This window comes from Enterobacter sp. IF2SW-B1, from assembly GCF_001743375.1.
Classification (GTDB): Bacteria; Pseudomonadota; Gammaproteobacteria; order Enterobacterales; family Enterobacteriaceae; genus Enterobacter; species Enterobacter bugandensis.
Genome location: NZ_MJAA01000009.1, coordinates 149,011 through 169,867 on the forward strand (window position 1 = coordinate 149,011; position 20,857 = coordinate 169,867).

Sequence of the window (20,857 nt, forward strand, 5' to 3'; positions counted from 1 at the left end):
TCTATTTGAAGGGAGAAAAAGTTCTCTCAAAAAAGATAACTCGATGATAGTAAAACGGTTTAAAGAGAAAGCATTTGTGAGGACTGCGTCACCTGAAAAATACCCGTTATGTTTATTCGTTTCTGCAAATGTTTTTTAAGTCCAAAAATAGACAATTAGTTAAGTTAAAAATCAAAAACCCAGCACAATAAGCTAAACAACACACCCTCTCTGTTTAGCCTTCTGGGGCCGTTTTTACCATCAGGGGTTGACATGCACAGCGGTATCCAGTACCACTAAAAGCATATTGAATTTAACGGAGCACGATTCATGACACGCACCATTCGTTTCATCGGTCTACTACTACTAAACGCATCCACTGTGCGCGGTAGACTGGCGGGCGAAATTCAGCGTTGAATCGTCACCAGTAAGACTAAAAACCCGCGCCACTGCGCGGGTTTTTTTATGCTCGTAGCAAGGCGCCCTAAGACTGACAAGGACCTAACCCATGAGCCAGCAAGTCATTATTTTCGATACTACTTTACGTGACGGTGAACAGGCATTACAGGCAAGCCTGAGTGTAAAAGAAAAACTGCAGATTGCGCTGGCTCTCGAGCGTATGGGCGTCGACGTGATGGAGGTCGGTTTCCCCGTCTCCTCTCCGGGTGATTTTGAATCCGTACAGACTATCGCCCGCACCATTAAAAACAGCCGCGTGTGCGGTCTGGCGCGCTGCGTAGAGAAAGACATCGACGTTGCGGCTGAGTCGCTGAAGGTGGCCGAAGCCTTCCGTATTCATACCTTTATTGCAACCTCACCAATGCACATCGCAACCAAGTTGCGCAGCACGCTGGATGAGGTCATTGAACGCGCGGTATACATGGTTAAGCGCGCACGCAACTACACCGATGACGTTGAATTCTCCTGTGAAGATGCGGGCCGTACGCCGATTGAAGACCTGGCGCGCGTAGTCGAAGCCGCCATCAACGCGGGCGCTAAAACCATCAACATCCCGGACACCGTCGGCTATACCATGCCGTTTGAGTTCTCCAACATCATTACCGGCCTGTATGAGCGCGTACCTAACATTGATAAAGCAATCATCTCAGTACATACCCATGATGATTTGGGCCTGGCCGTAGGCAATGCCATCGCTGCGGTGCACGCCGGTGCACGTCAGGTAGAAGGTGCAATGAACGGTATCGGTGAACGCGCGGGCAACTGTTCACTGGAAGAAGTGATCATGGCGATCAAGGTGCGCAAAGACATCATGAACGTGCACACCCGCATCAATCACAATGAAATCTGGCGCACCAGTCAGACCGTCAGCCAGATTTGCAACATGCCGATCCCGGCTAACAAGGCGATTGTTGGAACCGGCGCTTTCGCCCACTCCTCCGGTATTCACCAGGACGGCGTGCTGAAAAACCGTGAAAACTACGAAATCATGACTCCGGAATCCATCGGCCTGAACCAGGTTCAGCTGAACCTGACCTCCCGTTCCGGTCGTGCGGCAGTGAAACACCGGATGGAAGAGATGGGCTATCAGGACAGCGATTACAACATGGATCAGCTGTACGACGCGTTCCTGAAGCTGGCCGACAAGAAAGGCCAGGTATTCGATTACGACCTGGAAGCGCTGGCCTTCATCAACAAGCAGCAGGAAGAGCCAGAGCACTTCCGTCTGGACTACTTCAACGTGCAGTCCGGCTCCAGCGACATCGCTACCGCCTCGGTCAAGCTGGCCTGCGGTGATGAAATCAAAGCGGAAGCCGCCAACGGTAACGGCCCTGTGGATGCCATCTATCAGGCGATCAACCGCGTTACCGAGTACGACGTAGAGCTGGTGAAATACGACCTGACGGCGAAAGGGCACGGTAAAGACGCGCTGGGTCAGGTGGATATCGTCGTCAACTATAATGGCCGCCGTTTCCACGGTGTGGGCCTGGCGACGGATATTGTCGAATCCTCCGCGAAAGCGATGGTGCACGTCCTGAACAACATCTGGCGCGCCGCTGAAGTCGAAAAAGAGTTGCAACGCAAAGCTCAGAATAAAGAGAACAACAAGGAAACCGTGTAATGTCGAAGAACTACCATATTGCTGTGTTGCCGGGTGACGGTATTGGTCCGGAAGTGATGGCACAGGCGCTGAAAGTACTGGAAGCCGTTCGCTCGCGTTTTGCGATGAAAATTACCACCAGCCACTACGACGTGGGCGGTATTGCGATTGATAACCACGGAACGCCATTGCCGAAAGCCACCGTTGAAGGCTGCGAAAATGCCGATGCCGTGCTGTTTGGCTCCGTCGGTGGCCCAAAATGGGAACACCTGCCGCCGGCAGAGCAGCCAGAGCGCGGCGCGCTCCTGCCGCTGCGTAAACATTTTAAGCTGTTCAGTAACCTGCGTCCGGCTAAGCTGTATCAGGGGCTGGAAGAGTTTTGTCCGCTGCGCGCGGATATCGCGGCCAACGGTTTCGACATCCTGTGCGTGCGTGAGCTGACGGGCGGGATCTACTTCGGTCAGCCAAAAGGTCGCGAAGGCAGCGGTCAGCATGAGAAAGCGTTTGATACCGAGGTGTACCACCGTTTCGAAATTGAACGTATCGCCCATATCGCCTTTGAATCTGCACGCAAGCGCCGCCATAAGGTGACCTCCATTGATAAAGCGAACGTGCTGCAGTCGTCCATTTTGTGGCGCGAGATCGTCAGTGAAGTCGCTAAGCAGTACCCGGACGTTGAGCTGTCGCATATGTACATCGACAACGCGACCATGCAGCTGATTAAGGATCCGTCCCAGTTTGACGTGCTGCTCTGCTCCAACCTGTTCGGCGATATTTTGTCTGACGAGTGCGCGATGATCACCGGCTCTATGGGCATGCTGCCATCCGCCAGCCTGAATGAAGAAAGCTTTGGCCTGTACGAACCGGCGGGCGGTTCCGCGCCGGATATCGCAGGCAAGAACATTGCGAACCCGATTGCGCAGATCCTCTCTCTGGCTCTGCTGCTGCGCTACAGCCTCGATGCAGGCGACGCAGCAACCGCAATTGAAAACGCCATTAATCGGGCGTTAGAAGAAGGCGTCCGTACCGGTGACTTAGCGCGCGGCACGGCAGCAGTCAGTACTGATGAAATGGGCGACATCATTGCCCGCTATGTCGCTGAAGGGGTGTAATCATGGCCAAGACGTTATATGAAAAATTGTTTGATGCGCACGTTGTCTACGAGGCGCCAAACGAAACCCCGCTGCTGTACATTGACCGCCACCTGGTGCACGAAGTGACCTCTCCACAGGCCTTCGACGGCCTGCGCGCGCACAAGCGTCCGGTGCGCCAGCCGGGTAAAACCTTTGCCACGATGGATCACAACGTCTCCACCCAGACCAAAGACATTAATGCTTCCGGCGAGATGGCGCGCATCCAGATGCAGGAGCTGATCAAGAACTGCAACGAATTTGGCGTGGAGCTGTACGATCTGAACCACCCGTATCAGGGCATCGTCCACGTGATGGGACCTGAGCAGGGTATTACGCTGCCGGGCATGACCATCGTCTGCGGCGACTCCCATACCGCGACCCACGGCGCGTTTGGCGCGCTGGCGTTCGGCATCGGCACATCGGAGGTTGAGCACGTTCTGGCGACGCAGACTCTGAAACAGGGCCGCGCCAAAACCATGAAGATTGAGGTGAAGGGCAAAGCCGCGCCGGGTATCACCGCGAAAGATATCGTGCTGGCGATTATCGGCAAAACCGGCAGCGCAGGCGGTACCGGTCACGTGGTGGAATTCTGCGGTGAAGCCATTCAGGCGCTGAGCATGGAAGGTCGCATGACCCTGTGCAACATGGCGATTGAGATGGGTGCTAAAGCAGGCCTGGTCGCACCGGACGAAACCACCTTCAACTATGTGAAAGGCCGTCTGCACGCGCCGAAAGGTCAGGATTTTGACGACGCGGTCGCGTACTGGAAAACCCTGAAAACTGACGACGGTGCCACCTTTGATACCGTTGTCACGCTGCAGGCGGAAGAGATTGCGCCGCAAGTCACCTGGGGTACCAATCCTGGCCAGGTCATCTCCGTCAACGACAGCATTCCTGACCCGGCTTCCTTCGCCGATCCGGTCGAACGCGCCAGCGCGGAAAAAGCGCTGGCCTATATGGGGCTGAAACCCGGCGTACCGCTGACCGACGTGAACATTGATAAGGTGTTCATCGGCTCCTGCACCAACTCCCGTATCGAGGATTTACGCGCGGCGGCAGAGATTGCCAAAGGTCGCAAAGTGGCGCCGGGCGTGCAGGCGCTGGTGGTTCCAGGCTCCGGTCCGGTGAAAGCCCAGGCGGAAGCGGAAGGACTGGATAAGATCTTTATCGAAGCAGGCTTCGAATGGCGTCTGCCGGGCTGCTCAATGTGTCTGGCGATGAACAACGACCGTCTGAATCCGGGCGAGCGCTGCGCCTCCACCAGCAACCGTAATTTTGAAGGCCGTCAGGGCCGGGGTGGACGCACCCACCTGGTCAGCCCGGCAATGGCCGCCGCTGCGGCAGTCACCGGCCATTTCGCCGATATTCGCAGCCTGAAATAAGGAGACAATCATGGCAGAGAAATTTACCCAACATACGGGCCGTGTTGTCCCGCTGGACGCCGCTAACGTCGATACGGACGCGATCATTCCGAAGCAGTTTTTGCAGAAAGTGACCCGCACCGGTTTTGGCGCACACCTGTTCAACGACTGGCGTTTTCTGGACGATAAAGGCGAAGTGCCCAACCCGGAGTTCGTCCTGAACTTTCCGGAATACAAAGGCGCGTCGATTCTGCTGGCGCGGGAAAACTTTGGCTGCGGATCGTCGCGTGAACACGCGCCCTGGGCGCTGACCGACTACGGCTTTAAGGTGGTTATCGCCCCGAGCTTCGCGGATATCTTCTACGGCAACAGCTTCAACAACCAGTTGCTGCCGGTGACGCTGAGCGACGAGCAGGTCGATGAACTGTTCGCGCTGGTTAAGGCAAATCCGGGGATGGCGTTTGAGGTGGATCTGGAAGCGGAAGTGGTGAAAGCCGGGGATAAGACCTACAGCTTCAGCATTGATGCCTTCCGTCGCCACTGCATGTTGAACGGTCTGGACAGCATTGGCCTGACGCTCCAGCACGAGGACGCCATCTCAGCGTACGAGAAAAAACAGCCTGCGTTTATGGGCTAAAGGCAATGGCCCGCAGGGCGCGGGCCATTGATAAGGGTGCGTTGAGGCTCAACCACTCTGGAGAGGCGGGGACACTTCCCCCGCCAATACCGCTAACGTTTCGCTTCGTAAGCCAACACTGCCGCCAGCTCTGTTTTCTCCTGTCTGAAGTGCAACTCACACAGCGAATCACGCACCATCCAGGTGAAGATCAATAGCGTCGTACAGATCAGAAACAAACCTAACAGCAGAGTACGTTTTGGCATTCCAGCCTCCTTATTGCTTTTCGGCAATGAAGAGACTAACCTCGCAATGATCGTTGTGAAGTTTGTCTCCCCATCAGTTTTTTGATGTGGGACTCTCCACTGTTTGCCTCTTGCGAAAGCCTGAGGCAAACAGCCTCAAGCACCCGTCACGCACTCTATGCGCCTTCTCTGTATCTGTCAGAAAATCGTTTCATTTCGTGAAGCCGCCTTCCAGAATCAAACATCCTTGACCCGGCAGGTCAGCCCAAGCGTTACCACCGAAATCGCCGCAATCATCCAGTAAACCGAGGCATGACCATAACTTTGCGCCAGCGCGCCCTGAATCACTCCCGCCAGAATAACGCCCGTCGAAATACTGTTGGTAAAAAGCGTAGTCGCAGAGCCGGCGCGGCCGGGCATGAGATCCTGGAACCAGAGCATGCCGATCCCGGCAACGATGCCAATAAACACGGCATTAAACAGCTGCAGCGCCAGCAACGCTTCACGCGAATGGAAAAGGAGCAGCCCCGCGTAGAACAGCACCCCAGCCGCCACGGCAACGATCATCATTCGACGCTTTCCGAAGCGCTTAACGTAATACCCCGCCAGAATCATCGCCGGAATTTCCAACCCGGCGGCGGTCCCCATTAAGATCCCCGCAAGCTTGTCCGGTAGGCCTAGATCGCTGCTGATCCACAGCGGCATATCAATAATGTATATGGTGTTGCAGGTCCACATCAGCGTGGAGGCGATAAACAGCATCCGCACGTTTTTATCCTGCCAGCCGCTCACCTGAGTGATGGGCTTATCCGTCGTCTGCTCAACCCGGGCGACAGACGGCAGCGCAAAGGCAATCAGAGCCAGGCTGATAATAAAAATGCCTGCCGCGATAGAAAACATGACCGTAAAGCCATAGTTCAGCGCCAACATGAAGGCCAGCGGCGGGCCGATGACCCACGCCAGCGAGAGCTGTGCGCGCATCACCGAGCTGAACATCACTACCTCTCGCGCCGAGCTGTCGGCGTATTCACGGGCCAGCGCGAAGAGCTGCGGCATGGCGGTGTTCGCCAGAGAGGCCAGCAGCACGCCGCAGGTGATGAGCGTCAGGTAATGACGGTTAAAGGCAAAAAGCAGCGCGTTGCCCACGGCCATGGCGCAGCAAAAGAGGATCAGCCTGCGGCGATCGCCCTGGCTGTCGGATCGTTTCGCCAGCCCCAGGCTAACGAGGATCCCGGCAATCGCGTTAACGGTATAAAACAGGCCCACCCAAAACGGCTGCGCCCCCACCTCGCGGCTGAGAAACAGGCTCAGCGTCGGTGCCTGTAGCGCACCGGCCACGCCCATCATGAAGGCCACCAGCATAAAAGCAGCGTACACGCCATTCAGGCGGCGCCCCATCGTCATCAACCACAGCATGCGCAAGTCCTTGTGAAAGCGAATCGAAATTGGGTGAAAGAATAAACGAAAAAAGCCAGCAAAAACATTTTGCTGGCGGGTGATAAACACCAATACTCAGTCACACATGATCGAGGCGAGTTAGCGAGAAGAGGTCGGTTTCGTAACGTCCCACTGCATCAGATCTTCCAGGATTCTCAGCCGCTGCTCTGCGCACTGGCGGGCCAGCCAGGACACTCCCTTTGTCGCTGAAAAATAGTGCTGATAAAACTGACGTGCGGTAGACCTCTTCATAATTTACCTCCTCACTTCATCAGGAAGCATTATTGGCTTAATATAGGGATTAATAAATTGCTGATTTTTTGTCAGGAGTTCCTCTTTTATGCCATCCGGTCGACTGCAACAACAATTCATTCGCCTGTGGCAGTGCTGCGAGGGTCAATCGCAGGAGACCACGCTTAACGAGCTGGCAGAACTCCTCAACTGCTCACGCCGCCATATGCGCACGTTACTCAACACTATGCAGCAGCAGGGCTGGCTAAGCTGGGAGGCCGAGGCGGGACGCGGCAAGCGCTCACGCTTGACCTTCCTGTATACCGGCCTGGCGCTGCAGCAGCAGCGGGCGGAGGATCTGCTGGAGCAGGACCGCATCGATCAGCTGGTCCAGCTGGTGGGTGACAAGGCCGCCGTGCGCCAGATGCTAGTCTCACACCTGGGACGCAGCTTTCGTCAGGGACGCCACATTCTGCGGGTGCTTTACTACCGCCCAATGAAAAATCTGCTGCCCGGCACGGCATTACGACGTTCTGAAACCCACATGGCCCGGCAGATATTCAGCGGTCTGACGAAAATAAATGAGGAAAACGGGGAACTGGAAGCGGATATCGCGCACCACTGGCAGCAGCTTTCCCCCCTGCACTGGCGTTTCTTTTTACGCCCGGGCATTCACTTCCACCATGGCCGCGAGCTGGAGATGCGTGACGTCATCGCTTCTTTAGAGCGCGCCCGCACGCTGCCGCTCTATTCGCATATCACGCGGATCCACTCCCCAACGGCCTGGACGCTGGATATTGAGCTGTCCCAGCCGGACAGATGGCTTCCGTGGCTGCTGGGCTACGTGCCCTCGATGATCCTGCCTGCCGAGTGGCGATCCCTGAACAATTTTTCCAGCCAGCCGATCGGTACAGGCCCCTACTCCGTTACGCGCAATAACAGCAATCAGTTGAAGATCCGCGCCTTTGATGACTATTTTGGCTATCGGGCGCTGATCGACGAAGTGAACGTCTGGGTGTTACCGGACCTCAACGAAGAACTGAGCGCAGGCCTCACCCTGGAGGGGCCCACAACCAGCGAAAAGGCGTTCGAGAGTCGCCTGGAGGAGGGCTGCTACTATCTTCTTTTTGACAGCCGCAGCCACCGCGGAGCAAACCACGATGTCCGCAAGTGGATCAGCCATATTCTGGCCCCGGCTAACCTGATTTATCACGCTGAAGAGCAATACCAGACCTGGTGGTTTCCGGCCTATGGCCTGCTTCCGCGCTGGCATCATGCACAGCCGGTCCGTAGCGAGAAACCTGCCGGGCTGGAGACCATCACCCTCAGCTACTATCGCGATCACATTGAGCATCGGTTTATCGCAAGGATCATGAGTAAGCTGCTGGCAACCGAGGGCGTGACGCTGGCGATACAGGAAGTGGACTATGATGAGTGGCACCGCGGGGATGTGGTCAGCGATATCTGGCTCAACAGCGCCAACTTTACGCTGCCGCTGGATTTCTCGCTATTTTCACACCTGTATGAAGTGCCTCTCATTCAGCACTGCATCAGCCGGGACTGGCAGCAGGACGCCGCGAAGTGGCGGGCAGGAGAGATGGATCTGGCCGCGTGGTGCCAGGAGCTCCTGGCCGGGCAGACCATCGTACCGTTGATCCACCACTGGCTACTGATCCAGGGACAGCGCAGCATGCGCGGCCTGCGGATGAATACCCTGGGCTGGTTTGATTTTAAATCCGCCTGGTTTGCGCCGCCGGAGCCATAACGCTTTCGTAATATTCACCAAATCATTACAATAGCGCCGTTCTCAACGGGGTGCTGCATCACAGATGTGCGCTGAGATAATACCCGTCGAACCTGATCCGGATAACGCCGGCGAAGGGATTTGAGGCTGTTTCTCAAAATCCTTTGCCACTCAACCCTGAGGTGCAAAGTGTTAAAAAACGTTCTTCCTCTGCTGGCGCTGGTTGCGCTGCCTGTTTTTGCTAAGCCTGTTCTGACGGTCTATACCTACGACTCCTTCTCCGCCGACTGGGGCCCCGGCCCGGTGGTTAAAAAAGCCTTTGAAGCCGACTGCAACTGCGAGCTGAAGTTCGTGGCGCTGGAAGATGGCGTGTCGCTGCTTAACCGCCTGCGCATGGAAGGCAAAAACAGCAAGGCCGACGTGGTGCTCGGGCTGGATAACAACCTGCTGGAAGCCGCCACGCAAACCAGACTGTTTGCCAAAAGCGGCGTAGCGGCAGATACCGTCAACGTGCCGGGCGGCTGGAAAAACGACACCTTCGTTCCCTTCGATTACGGCTACTTTGCGTTCGTCTACGATAAAAACAAGCTGAAGAACCCGCCGAAGAGCCTGAAAGAGCTGGTCGAAAGCGACCAGAAATGGCGCGTGATATACGAAGATCCGCGCACCAGCACGCCGGGCCTGGGGCTGCTGCTGTGGATGCAGAAAGTCTACGGCGACAAAACGCCGGAGGCCTGGCAAAAGCTGGCTGCGAAAACCGTTACGGTCACTAAAGGCTGGAGCGAAGCCTACGGCCTGTTCCTGAAAGGCGAAAGCGATCTGGTGCTGAGCTACACCACCTCTCCGGCCTATCATATTATTGCCGAGAAGAAAGACAACTACGCCGCCGCGAACTTTGCCGAAGGGCATTATCTCCAGGTGGAAGTGGCGGCGCGGACCGCTGCCAGTAAGCAGCCGGAACTGGCCGAAAAATTCCTGAAATTTATGGTCTCCCCGGCATTCCAGAACGCCATTCCGACGGGCAACTGGATGTACCCGGTTACCGACGCGGCGCTGCCGGCAGGCTTTGAGCAGCTGAACAAACCGCAGACCGCGCTGGAATTTACGCCGCAGCAGGTTGCCGCTCAGCGTGCCGCATGGATAAGCGAATGGCAACGCGCCGTCAGCCGCTGATCCCCGGCTGGTTAGTTCCCGGACTGATTGCCGCCATACTGATGGTGGTCGTCAGTCTGGGAGCGTTTCTGGCGCTGTGGTTTAACGCGCCAGAGAGCGATCTGCTCGCGCTCTGGCACGATAGCTATCTCTGGCACGTTATCCGTTTCTCCTTCTGGCAGGCGTTTCTCTCCGCGCTGCTGTCAGTCATCCCGGCCATTTTTCTTGCGCGTGCCCTCTATCGCAGACGTTTCCCCGGCAGGCTGGCCCTGCTGCGCCTGTGCGCCATGACGCTGATCCTGCCCGTGCTGGTGGCCGTTTTTGGCATTCTGAGCGTATACGGTCGCCAGGGCTGGCTGGCCTCGCTCTTCGCGTCTTTAGGCCTGGAATGGACCTTCTCTCCCTACGGGCTGAAGGGCATCCTGCTGGCACACATTTTCTTCAATATGCCGATGGCGACGCGCCTCTTTTTGCAGGCGCTGGAGAACATACCCGGCGAGCAGCGCCAGATTGCGGCCCAGCTCGGCATGCGCGGATGGTCATTCTTCCGCTTTGTCGAATGGCCGTGGCTGCGACGCCAGATTGCCCCGGTGGCCGCGCTGATCTTTATGCTCTGTTTCGCCAGCTTTGCGACCGTGCTTTCTCTCGGCGGCGGCCCGCAGGCCACCACCATTGAGCTGGCGATCTATCAGGCATTAAGCTACGACTACGATCCGGGCCGCGCCGCGTTGCTGGCGATCGTACAGATGGTGTGCTGCCTGGCGCTGGTGTTACTCAGCCAGCGGCTGAGCAAAGCGATCCCCGCAGGAAGCAATAACCTTTCCGGCTGGCGCGATCCGCAGGACAGCCTGCACAGCCGCATCTCGGACGTGATGCTGATCGCGCTGGCGCTCCTGCTTCTGCTGCCGCCGCTGCTGGCCGTGATCGCCGATGGCCTCAACAGGAATGTGGTATCGGTACTTCAACAGCCGGTCCTGTGGCAAGCCACATGGACCTCATTGCGTATCGCGCTGGCAGCCGGGCTAATCTGCGTGACGCTGACCATGATGCTGCTCTGGAGCAGCCGCGAGCTGTACGCGCGACATGCCCGTAAAGCCGGACACGCGCTGGAACTGACGGGCATGCTGATCCTGGCGATGCCGGGCATTGTGCTGGCGACCGGCTTCTTTTTACTGTTTAACAGCACCATCGGCCTGCCGGAAAGCGCCGACGGCATCGTCATTTTTACCAACGCCTTAATGGCCATACCGTACGCGCTGAAGGTGCTGGAAAACCCGATGCGGGATGTTAACAGCCGGTACAGCGCCCTGTGCCAGTCCCTTGGCATTATGGGCTGGCGGCGGCTGAAAGTGGTCGAACTACGCGCCCTGAAGCGGCCGCTCGCCCAGGCGATGGCCTTCGCCTGCGTGCTGTCGATTGGGGATTTTGGCGTGGTGGCCCTCTTTGGCAACGAGGATTTCCGCACGCTGCCGTTCTGGCTTTATCAGCAAATTGGCTCCTATCGCAGCCAGGACGGCGCGGTCACGGCACTTTTACTGCTGGTGCTGTGCTTTGCGTTATTTACCGTTATCGAAAAAATCCCGGGGCGTGATGTTAAAACTGACTGATGTAACATGGCTTTACCAGCATCTGCCGATGCGTTTTACCCTCTCCGTTCGTCAGGGAGAGCGAATTGCGGTGCTTGGCCCAAGCGGGGCCGGTAAAAGTACCCTGCTAAATTTGATTGCCGGTTTTTTGCAGCCTGTCAGCGGGTCGATATTCATAGATAATGGCGAGTATACCTACGCTCCGCCGTCTAAGCGCCCGGTGTCGATGCTGTTTCAGGAAAACAATCTGTTTAATCACCTTACGGTGTGGCAGAACATCGCGCTGGGAATCGATCCGGGGTTAAAACTCAATGCTGCGCAGCGTCAGAAGCTGGAGGCAATTGCCGAACAAATGGGCCTGTCCGCGTTGATTTCCAGACTGCCCGGTGAGCTTTCCGGCGGCCAGCGTCAGCGCGTGGCGCTGGCACGTTGTCTGGTGCGCGAGCAGCCGCTGCTGCTGCTCGACGAACCCTTCTCGGCACTCGACCCGGCCCTGCGCCAGGAGATGCTCTCGCTGGTGGAAGAGGTTTGCCAGCGCCAGCAGATCACGATGCTGATGGTTTCGCACAGCATTGAAGATGCCGCACGCATTGCGCCGCGATCGGTAGTGATCGCGGAGGGACGGATTTTGTGGGATGGAGAAACACAAGAACTTCTGAGTGGTAACGCGGAGGCGTCTTCATTGTTAGGCATTCGTGCGGTCTGACGCCCTCACCCTGGCCCTCTCCCACGGGGAGAGGGAAAACACCTTAACGGCTCACCACCTTCAGCAGGATCTCGCCGTACACCGGCATCAGCGGGTGACGAATCAGCGCGACCAGCGCCACCACCGCCACGCCCAGCGTCAGCGGGGCCAGCCAGAGCAGGCGCGCGCGCGGGAGATAGCGCGTCAGGCGATCGACGCTGGCTTTCGCGCTGCGCCATAGCCGCCAGCAGAGCCAGGCCGCCAGCCACAGCAGTACCGCCGTTCCCAGCAGCAGCCACTTGAACTCACCGCTTTGCATACCGTCAGGGATATCAATGGCCGCACCCGCGAGGATCCCCGGCAGGAAGTAAAACGGCGGCCAGAATACGCAGCCGATAATGTTCGGCACCACGAATTTTGCGACGGGCAGATCCAGCATCCCCGCCACCATCGGCACCAGCGGACGCGTTGGCCCGACAAAGCGGCCTACCAGAATGGTGAACATGCTGTGCTGGTGCAGCGCATGTTCGGTTTTATCCAGCAGCGCTTTGTTCTTTTTCATGAACGACCAGCGGTGCAGCGGCTTCTTAAAGCGCCAGCCCAGCCAGAAGGAGATCCAGTCCCCCAGCAGGCAGCCGATAATCCCGGCCAGCCACGCCTGCCAGAAATTGACCTCACCGCTGCCGATCAGCGCCCCAAGCCCCGCCATCATCACGGTGCCAGGCAGGATCAGCCCAACCAGCGCCAGCGATTCCAGAAACGCCACCAGCGCCACGGCGATGAGCGAGTACATAACGGACTGGGTAATAAAGTGTTCCAGCAATGCCTGCATAACTATTCCGGTCAGAAAACGAATCAGCGATTCTGCTTAGCGCCCCGCACCGCGTCAAGGCATCAATTGTCTGAATAGTTTACAGGATGCTCCTGAAGTTCACCTGAATGTTTACCGTTTATTCACATCCCGCGCGGAATTCACTGGGACTGGCGCCGGTGCACTTCTTAAACACGCGAGAGAAATAGAGCTGATCTTCAAAGCCCACGTTGCGTCCGACGGTCGCGATAGGCATCCGGGTGGTGCTGAGCAACAGCTTTGCCTGGCTGATGCGCTGATCCTCACGCCAGCTCAGCACGCTAACGCCAAGCTGCTGGCGGAACAGGTGTGACAGGCGGGACGGCGAAAGACAGACGTGCTGGGCAACGCTGGCGATATCAAACTGGCTGTCGGCCAGATGGTCGCTGATGTACTGGCAGGCGTCGCGGACGCGGTTATCCAGCGGCGGGTTAAGCGACTCGTTGATCGCCTCCATGCGGCGCAGCAGCACCTGCTCAAGCAGGTTGATCGCCAGCAGTTCGGCATAGCGCCCGCCCGCCTGCCCCGCCTCAATAATTTGTGCGAACAGTTCACGAAACTGCGCCAGATGCGCCTCATCCGGACGATAAAAACCGGTTTGCGCGAAAATAGCCGGCCATGAGAGCCACTCCTGCCAGTAGGCGCGCGGGCGGAAATAGACCCACTGGTGATACCACTCTTTGGCGTCCGGGTGACGCCCGTAGTGGTGGATCTCCCCCGGCGGGAACAGCAGCATATCGCCCGGGCGGCAAACAAACTGCCGATCGCCGTTTTTGATCACCCCTTCCCCGCGTACGGTCAGGTTCAGAATATACCCTTTCATGCCGAGCGGTCGATCGACGTAAAAATCGAGATACCCCTCGGCCTCAATTGGCGTCAGCCCCGCCACCAGATGGGCGTTAAATGAGTATCCCGGCAGCAGGGGATCGTTTTGCGGTTCGGCCATAGATTCAGTTCTCCCAAGGGTCCTGAAGGAAACCATTTGTCCATATCGTTAAAAGCAGTATAAAAATGGCCTGCGAAAAGATCCAAAAAGCATCACGCCTCTTTTACGTCCGCCATGTTTCAGCCTTTTCCCCTGATTTTTCTGCCGACACGGGCAGAGAAGCAGTAACAAAAGTGTCTATAAGTGCGGCAGAAATGTCCACATTGAATATTTGCACGGCGTCACACTTTCCGTCGTAACAGCAATTTAGTCCATAAGATTAGCGGATCCTGCCTGACGATTTTTATCCCCAGTCTCTAATGTTCTTCCATACCTGTTTCGGATGGAGCAACACCATGGCAATTGCAATTGGCCTCGATTTTGGCAGCGACTCGGTTCGCGCGCTGGCAGTGGACTGTACGACTGGCCAGGAGATAGCAACCAGCGTTGAGTGGTATCCGCGCTGGCAAGAGGGGCGCTACTGCGATGCGCCAAACAACCAGTTCCGTCACCACCCGCGCGATTACATTGAATCGATGGAAGCGGCGATCAAAACCGTGCTGGCTGAACTGACTGACGCCCAGCGGGCCGACGTCGTGGGGATTGGCGTCGACAGCACCGGTTCAACACCAGCTCCGGTGGACGCTGAAGGCCGCGTGCTGGCGCTGCGCCCGGAGTTTGCCGACAACCCGAACGCCATGTTCGTGCTTTGGAAAGACCATACTGCCGTGGAAGAGGCGGAAGCCATCACCCGCTTATGCCATCAGCCGGGCAAAACCGACTACTCGCGCTACATCGGCGGCATCTACTCCAGCGAATGGTTCTGGGCCAAAATCCTGCACATTACCCGCGCGGACGCTTCGGTCGCACAAGCCGCAGCATCCTGGATTGAGCTGTGCGACTGGGTTCCCGCCCTGCTCTCCGGCACCACTCGCCCGCAGGATATCCGCCGCGGCCGCTGCAGCGCCGGGCATAAATCCCTGTGGCATGAAGGCTGGGGCGGTCTTCCTCCGGCTGCGTTCTTCGATGAACTTGACCCGATCATCAACAAAAACCTGAAATACCCGCTCTTTACCGACACCTTCACCGCCGATATTCCGGTCGGCACGCTCTGCGAAGAGTGGGCGACGCGTCTCGGCCTGCCGCAAAGCGTGACCATTTCCGGCGGCGCGTTCGACTGCCACATGGGTGCCGTGGGCGCGGGTGCGCAGCCTAACACGCTGGTGAAAGTGATTGGCACCTCCACCTGCGACATTCTGACGGCAGATAAAGCCAGCGTCGGCGACCGCGCGGTGAAAGGGATCTGCGGCCAGGTTGACGGCAGCGTGGTGCCAGATTTTATCGGCCTCGAAGCCGGTCAGTCCGCGTTTGGCGATATCTACGCCTGGTTTGGCCGGGTGCTCGGCTGGCCGCTGGATCAGCTGGCTGCCGCGCATCCTGAACTGAAAACGCAGATTACCGCGAGCAAAAAACAGCTCCTGCCGCAGCTCACCGAAGCCTGGGAAAAAAATCCGTCTCTCGACCACCTGCCGGTGGTGCTGGACTGGTTTAACGGTCGCCGCACGCCGTTTGCCAACCAGCGCCTGAAGGGGGTGATTACCGATCTCAACCTGGCGACCGATGCCCCGGCGCTGTTCGGCGGTCTGATTGCCGCCACCGCGTTCGGCGCGCGCGCCATTATGGAGTGCTTCACCGAACAGGGCATCGACGTGAACAACGTGATGGCGCTGGGCGGTATCGCCCGTAAAAACCCGGTGATTATGCAGGCCTGCTGCGACGTGCTGAACCGTCCGCTGCAGATTGTGGCCTCCGATCAGTGCTGCGCGCTGGGCGCCGCGATTTTCGCTGCCGTGGCCGCAGGCGTTCATGCGGATATCCCGACCGCGCAGCAGCACATGGCAAGCGCCGTCGAAAACACGCTCCAGCCGCGTGTCCAGCAGGCACAACGCTTTGAACAGCTTTATCAGCGCTACCAGCAATGGGCAAAAAGCGCCGAGCTTCACTATCTCCCTGTCGCCGCCCCGGCCAAAAGCACCGCGGACACTACGGCAACCCTGACCCATTAAGGACACGATGATGACCATTTTTAATAATTATGAAGTGTGGTTTGTGATTGGCAGCCAGCATCTGTACGGACCGGAAGCGCTGCAGCAGGTAACGAAACACGCGGAGCACGTGGTTAACGCGCTGAACGCGGAAGCCAAACTGCCGTGCAAACTGGTGCTGAAGCCGCTGGGTACGACGCCGGACGAAATCACCAATATCTGCCGTGACGCCAACTACGACGACAAATGCGCCGGCCTGGTCGTGTGGCTGCACACCTTCTCACCGGCCAAAATGTGGATCAACGGCCTGGCAATCCTCAACAAACCGCTGCTGCAGTTCCACACTCAGTTCAATGCCTCCCTGCCGTGGGACAGCATCGACATGGACTTCATGAACCTGAACCAGACCGCGCACGGCGGCCGCGAGTTTGGCTTCATCGGCGCGCGCATGCGCCAGCAGCACGCTGTGGTCACCGGCCACTGGCAGGACGGCAAGGCGCAACAGCGTATCGGCTCCTGGATGCGTCAGGCGGTCTCTAAGCAGGATACCCGCCACCTGAAAGTGGTGCGTTTCGGCGACAACATGCGTGAAGTGGCGGTGACCGACGGCGATAAAGTGGCCGCGCAGATCAAGTTCGGCTTCTCCGTGAATACCTGGGCGGTGGGCGACCTGGTGCAGGTGGTGAATGACATCAGCGACGGCGACGTGAGCGCGCTGGTGGACGAGTACGAAAGCAGCTACCGCCTGACGCCTGCGGCGCAAATCAACGGCGACAAGCGCCAGAACGTGCTGGATGCCGCACGCATTGAGCTGGGCATGAAGCGTTTTCTGGAACAGGGCGGCTTCCACGCCTTTACCACTACATTTGAAGACCTGCACGGCCTTAAACAGCTGCCGGGTCTGGCCGTACAACGTCTGATGCAGCAGGGCTACGGCTTTGCGGGTGAAGGCGACTGGAAAACTGCCGCTCTGCTTCGCATCATGAAGGTGATGTCGACCGGTCTGCAGGGCGGCACCTCCTTTATGGAGGACTACACCTACCACTTCGAGAACGGCAACGATCTGGTGCTCGGTTCGCACATGCTGGAAGTGTGTCCCTCCATCGCGGTTGAAGAGAAACCGATCCTTGACGTGCAGTACCTCGGCATCGGCGGCAAAGCGGATCCGGCCCGTCTGATTTTCAACACCCGTACCGGTCCGGCCATCAACGCCAGCCTGATCGACCTCGGCGACCGCTTCCGCCTGCTGGTGAACTGCGTCGATGCGGTTGAAACCCCGCACTCTCTGCCGAAGCTGCCGGTCGCCAATGCCCTGTGGAAAGCGCAGCCGGACCTGCCAACCGCGTCAGAGGCGTGGATCCTGGCGGGTGGCGCGCACCACACCGTCTTCAGCCACGCGCTGGACCTGAACGATATGCGCCAGTTTGCCGAGCTGCACGATATCGAGCTGACCGTGATTGATAACGACACCCGTCTGCCAGCCTTTAAAGACGCGCTGCGCTGGAACGAAGTCTATTACGGTTCAAAACGCTAAGTACGTAATGCCCGGTGGCGCTGCGCTCGCCGGGCAGGGAGACAACGATGTTAGAAGATCTCAAACGTCAGGTACTTGAAGCCAACCTGGCGCTGCCAAAACATAACCTGGTGACCCTGACCTGGGGCAACGTCAGCGCCGTTGACCGGGATAAAGGGGTATTCGTGATCAAGCCTTCGGGCGTGGATTACACGGTGATGACCGCAGAGGATATGGTCGTGGTCAGCATCGAAACGGGTGAAGTGGTGGAAGGTAACAAAAAACCGTCATCCGATACGCCCACCCACCGTCTGCTGTATCAGTCCTTCCCGACTATCGGCGGCATCGTGCATACCCACTCGCGTCACGCGACCATCTGGGCGCAGGCGGGCCAGTCCATTCCGGCCACCGGCACCACCCACGCGGACTACTTTTACGGCACCATTCCCTGCACGCGTCTGATGACCGATGCGGAGATTAACGGTGAGTACGAATGGGAAACCGGGAACGTGATCGTCGAAACCTTTGAAAAACAGGGGATCGACGCGGCGCAAATGCCCGGCGTACTGGTGCATTCCCACGGCCCGTTTGCCTGGGGTAAAAACGCGCAAGACGCGGTGCATAACGCAATAGTACTGGAGGAAATCGCCTACATGGGGATCTTTTGCCGCCAGCTGGCACCGCAGTTGCCGGATATGCAGCAAACCCTGCTGGATAAACACTACCTGCGCAAGCACGGCGCGAAGGCCTATTACGGACAATAAACTGTATATATCCCCAGCATAAAACCTTCAACCAGGCTATAATCAGGCCTGGTTTTGTTTTTGGGATAACGGCGTGGCACAGGCGCAAGAAGGCTTTTTACTGACCCGACACTGGCGGGATACCCCTCAGGGCACCGAGGTTGCGTTCTGGCTGGCGACAGATAACGGCCCGCTGCACGTTACGCTTCCTCCTCAGGAATCCGTGGCGTTTATCCCTGAACATTACGTCGAGAAGGTAAAACAACTGCTGCGCGATGAGAACGGCTGGCGCCTCACGCCTCTTGAGCTAAAAGATTTCCATCGTCAGCCGGTGTATGGCCTTTACTGCCGCGCCCATCGCCAGCTGATGCGCTACGAAAAACTGCTGCGCGAAGCGGGCGTGACGCTCTACGAAGCGGACATTCGTCCGCCGGAACGCTTTCTGATGGAGCGGTTTATTACCGCCCCCGTCTGGGTTGACGGCGCTGAGCAAAACGGCACCCTTATCAACGCTCGCCTGAAGCCTAATCCGCATTATCGCCCCCCGCTAAAGTGGGTTTCCCTGGATATCGAAACCACCCGCCACGGCGAACTGTACTGCATCGGCCTGGAAGGCTGCGGGCAGCGGGTTGTCTATATGCTCGGACCGCCGAACGGCGATGCGTCCGCGCTCGATTTTCAGCTTGAGTACGTCAACAGCCGACCGCAGCTGCTGGAGAAGCTTAACCAGTGGTTTGCCGAGCACGACCCGGACGTGCTGATCGGCTGGAACGTGGTGCAGTTTGACCTGCGCGTGCTGCAAAAACACGCAGAGCGGTATCGCATCCCACTGATGCTCGGGCGCGGAAATACGGAGCTGGAGTGGCGCGAGCACGGCTTTAAGAACGGCGTGTTCTTTGCGCAGGCCAACGGCCGCCTGATTATCGACGGCATCGAGGCGCTGAAATCCGCGTTCTGGAATTTCTCCTCCTTCTCTCTGGAAGCGGTAGCGCAGGAATTGCTCGGTGAAGGCAAATCCATCGACAATCCGTGGGACCGCATGGACGAGATTGACCGGCGCTTCAACGAAGACAAACCGGCGCTCGCCACCTATAACCTGAAAGACTGCGAGCTGGTGACGCAGATATTCCACAAAACCGAGATCATGCCGTTCCTGCTGGAGCGCGCGACGGTAAATGGCCTCGCGGCTGACAGGCACGGCGGCTCGGTAGCCGCTTTTAGCCACCTCTATTTCCCACGAATGCACCGTGCGGGCTATGTTGCGCCCAACCTCGGGGACGTACCGCCGCAGGCCAGCCCCGGCGGCTACGTGATGGACTCCCGCCCAGGACTGTATGATTCGGTTCTGGTGCTGGACTACAAAAGCCTCTACCCGTCAATTATCCGCACTTTCCTTATTGACCCGGTGGGGCTGGTGGAGGGGATGGCGCAGCCAGACGACGCGCACAGCACCGAAGGTTTTCTCGGAGCACGCTTCTCGCGCGAAAAACACTGTCTGCCGGAGATTGTGGGGAACATCTGGCACGGCCGCGACGAGGCAAAACGTCATGGCAACAAGCCGCTCTCGCAGGCCCTGAAAATTATTATGAACGCTTTCTACGGCGTGCTGGGTACCAGCGCCTGCCGCTTCTTCGATCCGCGTCTGGCGTCGTCCATCACCATGCGCGGGCACGACATCATGCGTCAGACCAAAGCGCTGATTGAATCCCGGGGCTATGACGTTATCTACGGCGACACGGATTCAACCTTTGTGTGGCTTAAGGGCGCACATTCAGAAGACGACGCCTCACGAATCGGCAAAGAACTGGTGGCCTTCGTAAACGACTGGTGGCAGGAGCATTTGCAAAAAGAGCGGTTAACCAGCGCATTAGAACTGGAATTTGAAACCCATTTTGCCCGTTTTTTAATGCCCACCATCCGCGGAACCGACCAGGGCAGCAAGAAGCGCTACGCCGGGCTGATCCAGGAGGGTGAAAAGCAGAGAATGGTCTTTAAAGGCCTGGAGACGGTGCGCACTGACTGGACGCCGCTGGCCCAGCAGTTCCAGCAGACGCTCTATCTGCGGATCTTCCGCAACGAGCCCTATCAGGACTACATCCGCGAAACCATCGCCAGCCTGATGGCCGGCGAGCTGGATGACCAGCTGGTGTATCGCAAGCGCCTGCGCCGCCCGCTGGCGGAGTACCAGCGCAACGTCCCGCCCCACGTGCGCGCCGCGCGCCTGGCGGACGAAGAGAATGTACGCCGGGGCCGCGCGCCGCAGTATCAGAACCGGGGGACGATAAAATACGTCTGGACAACGAACGGGCCGGAGCCCGTTGATTACCAGCAGTCGCCTCTCGATTACGATCACTACCTGACCCGCCAGCTTCAGCCGGTTGCGGAGGGAATTTTACCGTTCATCGACGACGATTTTGCTACACTTGTGACAGGGCAACTTGGCCTATTTTGACGCGTGACGAAATGGCTGCCATCCAGTACCATAGCGCCCTTTCCATTCCCGGACCCATTTTTCGATGACCGTCTTTTTTGACGGGGGTCGAACTATTGCCT

The 20,857-nt window shown here is 57.8% G+C and carries 18 protein-coding genes and 1 riboswitch; of the genes, 13 read left to right on the plus strand and 5 right to left on the minus strand.

Annotated elements, in window-relative coordinates; genetic code table 11:
- Positions 1-309 precede the first annotated feature (309 nt).
- The 5 genes from leuL to leuD all read left to right on the plus strand — a co-directional run bounded on the left by leuL (position 310) and on the right by leuD (position 5,169).
- Positions 310-396, plus strand: a complete 87-nt coding sequence (leuL, locus tag A6013_RS27895) for a leu operon leader peptide (protein ID WP_071993742.1) — start codon at positions 310-312, stop codon at positions 394-396.
- Between the two features lie 91 nt (positions 397-487).
- The gene (gene leuA / locus A6013_RS18605) at positions 488-2,059 is read left to right on the plus strand and encodes a 2-isopropylmalate synthase (protein ID WP_028015499.1); all 1,572 of its coding nucleotides are present in this window, start codon (positions 488-490) and stop codon (positions 2,057-2,059) included.
- The gene (gene leuB, locus A6013_RS18610; RefSeq protein WP_069733553.1) at positions 2,059-3,150 is read left to right on the plus strand and encodes a 3-isopropylmalate dehydrogenase; all 1,092 of its coding nucleotides are present in this window, start codon (positions 2,059-2,061) and stop codon (positions 3,148-3,150) included. The genes leuA and leuB overlap by 1 nt, the downstream gene beginning before the upstream one ends.
- A 2-nt stretch (positions 3,151-3,152) precedes the next feature.
- On the plus strand, positions 3,153-4,553 hold the full coding sequence (gene leuC, locus A6013_RS18615) for a 3-isopropylmalate dehydratase large subunit (RefSeq protein ID WP_028015498.1): 1,401 nt from the start codon (positions 3,153-3,155) through the stop codon (positions 4,551-4,553).
- A gap of 10 nt (positions 4,554-4,563) precedes the next feature.
- Positions 4,564-5,169 (plus strand): 3-isopropylmalate dehydratase small subunit, encoded by a 606-nt coding sequence (leuD, locus tag A6013_RS18620; RefSeq protein WP_028015497.1) that lies wholly within the window; start codon positions 4,564-4,566, stop codon positions 5,167-5,169.
- A 92-nt stretch (positions 5,170-5,261) separates the two neighbouring features.
- Here leuD and A6013_RS18625 read toward each other — a convergent pair whose 3' ends face one another.
- From A6013_RS18625 to sgrT, 3 genes are all read right to left on the minus strand, one after another.
- Entirely contained in the window at positions 5,262-5,414 is a 153-nt protein-coding gene (locus A6013_RS18625; protein ID WP_010427008.1) for a Hok/Gef family protein, read from the minus strand.
- 216 nt (positions 5,415-5,630) lie between these two features.
- The gene (locus tag A6013_RS18630; RefSeq protein ID WP_069733554.1) at positions 5,631-6,809 is read right to left on the minus strand and encodes a sugar efflux transporter; all 1,179 of its coding nucleotides are present in this window, start codon (positions 6,807-6,809) and stop codon (positions 5,631-5,633) included.
- Between the two features lie 120 nt (positions 6,810-6,929).
- Positions 6,930-7,082: a glucose uptake inhibitor SgrT gene (sgrT, locus tag A6013_RS18635; protein ID WP_003856388.1), complete on the minus strand. Its 153-nt coding sequence runs from the start codon at positions 7,080-7,082 to the stop codon at positions 6,930-6,932.
- Between the two features lie 88 nt (positions 7,083-7,170).
- Here sgrT and sgrR point away from each other — a divergent pair, with 88 nt between their 5' ends.
- From sgrR to thiQ, 4 genes are all read left to right on the plus strand, one after another.
- Positions 7,171-8,826, plus strand: coding sequence for an HTH-type transcriptional regulator SgrR (gene sgrR, locus A6013_RS18640; protein WP_069733555.1), 1,656 nt, complete (start codon positions 7,171-7,173; stop codon positions 8,824-8,826).
- 36 nt (positions 8,827-8,862) lie between these two features.
- Positions 8,863-8,963: riboswitch (TPP riboswitch) on the plus strand.
- A gap of 31 nt (positions 8,964-8,994) precedes the next feature.
- On the plus strand, positions 8,995-9,978 hold the full coding sequence (gene thiB, locus A6013_RS18645; protein WP_069733556.1) for a thiamine ABC transporter substrate binding subunit: 984 nt from the start codon (positions 8,995-8,997) through the stop codon (positions 9,976-9,978).
- Positions 9,954-11,564 carry a thiamine/thiamine pyrophosphate ABC transporter permease ThiP gene (gene thiP / locus A6013_RS18650; RefSeq protein WP_069733557.1) on the plus strand — a complete coding sequence of 537 codons (1,611 nt, stop codon included), beginning with the start codon at positions 9,954-9,956 and terminating at the stop codon, positions 11,562-11,564. The genes thiB and thiP overlap by 25 nt, the downstream gene beginning before the upstream one ends.
- Positions 11,548-12,249: a thiamine ABC transporter ATP-binding protein ThiQ gene (thiQ, locus tag A6013_RS18655; RefSeq protein ID WP_069733558.1), complete on the plus strand. Its 702-nt coding sequence runs from the start codon at positions 11,548-11,550 to the stop codon at positions 12,247-12,249. Before thiP ends, thiQ begins: the two co-directional genes overlap by 17 nt.
- A 43-nt stretch (positions 12,250-12,292) precedes the next feature.
- Here the strand turns inward: thiQ and A6013_RS18660 are convergent, their stop codons facing one another.
- Positions 12,293-13,060, minus strand: a complete 768-nt coding sequence (locus A6013_RS18660) for a DedA family protein (RefSeq protein WP_045259445.1) — start codon at positions 13,058-13,060, stop codon at positions 12,293-12,295.
- A gap of 118 nt (positions 13,061-13,178) precedes the next feature.
- A complete protein-coding gene (gene araC, locus A6013_RS18665) occupies positions 13,179-14,024 on the minus strand; it encodes an arabinose operon transcriptional regulator AraC (RefSeq protein ID WP_028015490.1) in 846 nt (281 codons plus the stop codon).
- Positions 14,025-14,359: 335 nt separating this feature from the next.
- On the opposite strand from araC, the gene araB reads away from it, so the two are divergent.
- The 4 genes from araB (at position 14,360) to polB (ending at position 20,756) form a co-directional block, all read left to right on the plus strand.
- Positions 14,360-16,069: a ribulokinase gene (araB, locus tag A6013_RS18670; protein ID WP_063942893.1), complete on the plus strand. Its 1,710-nt coding sequence runs from the start codon at positions 14,360-14,362 to the stop codon at positions 16,067-16,069.
- 10 nt (positions 16,070-16,079) lie between these two features.
- Positions 16,080-17,582: an L-arabinose isomerase gene (gene araA, locus A6013_RS18675; protein WP_048960667.1), complete on the plus strand. Its 1,503-nt coding sequence runs from the start codon at positions 16,080-16,082 to the stop codon at positions 17,580-17,582.
- Positions 17,583-17,629: 47 nt separating this feature from the next.
- Entirely contained in the window at positions 17,630-18,325 is a 696-nt protein-coding gene (gene araD, locus A6013_RS18680; protein WP_047367313.1) for an L-ribulose-5-phosphate 4-epimerase, read from the plus strand.
- A gap of 73 nt (positions 18,326-18,398) precedes the next feature.
- Positions 18,399-20,756 (plus strand): DNA polymerase II, encoded by a 2,358-nt coding sequence (polB, locus tag A6013_RS18685; protein ID WP_069733559.1) that lies wholly within the window; start codon positions 18,399-18,401, stop codon positions 20,754-20,756.
- Positions 20,757-20,857 lie beyond the last annotated feature (101 nt).

Coding starts and splice junctions, on each gene's coding strand:
- leuL (WP_071993742.1), top strand. CDS start 310: ATGACACGCACCATTCGTTTCATCGGTCTACTACTACTAAACGCATCC.
- leuA (WP_028015499.1), top strand. CDS start 488: ATGAGCCAGCAAGTCATTATTTTCGATACTACTTTACGTGACGGTGAA.
- leuB (WP_069733553.1), top strand. CDS start 2,059: ATGTCGAAGAACTACCATATTGCTGTGTTGCCGGGTGACGGTATTGGT.
- leuC (WP_028015498.1), top strand. CDS start 3,153: ATGGCCAAGACGTTATATGAAAAATTGTTTGATGCGCACGTTGTCTAC.
- leuD (WP_028015497.1), top strand. CDS start 4,564: ATGGCAGAGAAATTTACCCAACATACGGGCCGTGTTGTCCCGCTGGAC.
- A6013_RS18625 (WP_010427008.1), bottom strand. CDS start 5,414: ATGCCAAAACGTACTCTGCTGTTAGGTTTGTTTCTGATCTGTACGACG.
- A6013_RS18630 (WP_069733554.1), bottom strand. CDS start 6,809: ATGCTGTGGTTGATGACGATGGGGCGCCGCCTGAATGGCGTGTACGCT.
- sgrT (WP_003856388.1), bottom strand. CDS start 7,082: ATGAAGAGGTCTACCGCACGTCAGTTTTATCAGCACTATTTTTCAGCG.
- sgrR (WP_069733555.1), top strand. CDS start 7,171: ATGCCATCCGGTCGACTGCAACAACAATTCATTCGCCTGTGGCAGTGC.
- thiP (WP_069733557.1), top strand. CDS start 9,954: ATGGCAACGCGCCGTCAGCCGCTGATCCCCGGCTGGTTAGTTCCCGGA.
- thiQ (WP_069733558.1), top strand. CDS start 11,548: ATGTTAAAACTGACTGATGTAACATGGCTTTACCAGCATCTGCCGATG.
- A6013_RS18660 (WP_045259445.1), bottom strand. CDS start 13,060: ATGCAGGCATTGCTGGAACACTTTATTACCCAGTCCGTTATGTACTCG.
- araC (WP_028015490.1), bottom strand. CDS start 14,024: ATGGCCGAACCGCAAAACGATCCCCTGCTGCCGGGATACTCATTTAAC.
- araB (WP_063942893.1), top strand. CDS start 14,360: ATGGCAATTGCAATTGGCCTCGATTTTGGCAGCGACTCGGTTCGCGCG.
- araA (WP_048960667.1), top strand. CDS start 16,080: ATGACCATTTTTAATAATTATGAAGTGTGGTTTGTGATTGGCAGCCAG.
- araD (WP_047367313.1), top strand. CDS start 17,630: ATGTTAGAAGATCTCAAACGTCAGGTACTTGAAGCCAACCTGGCGCTG.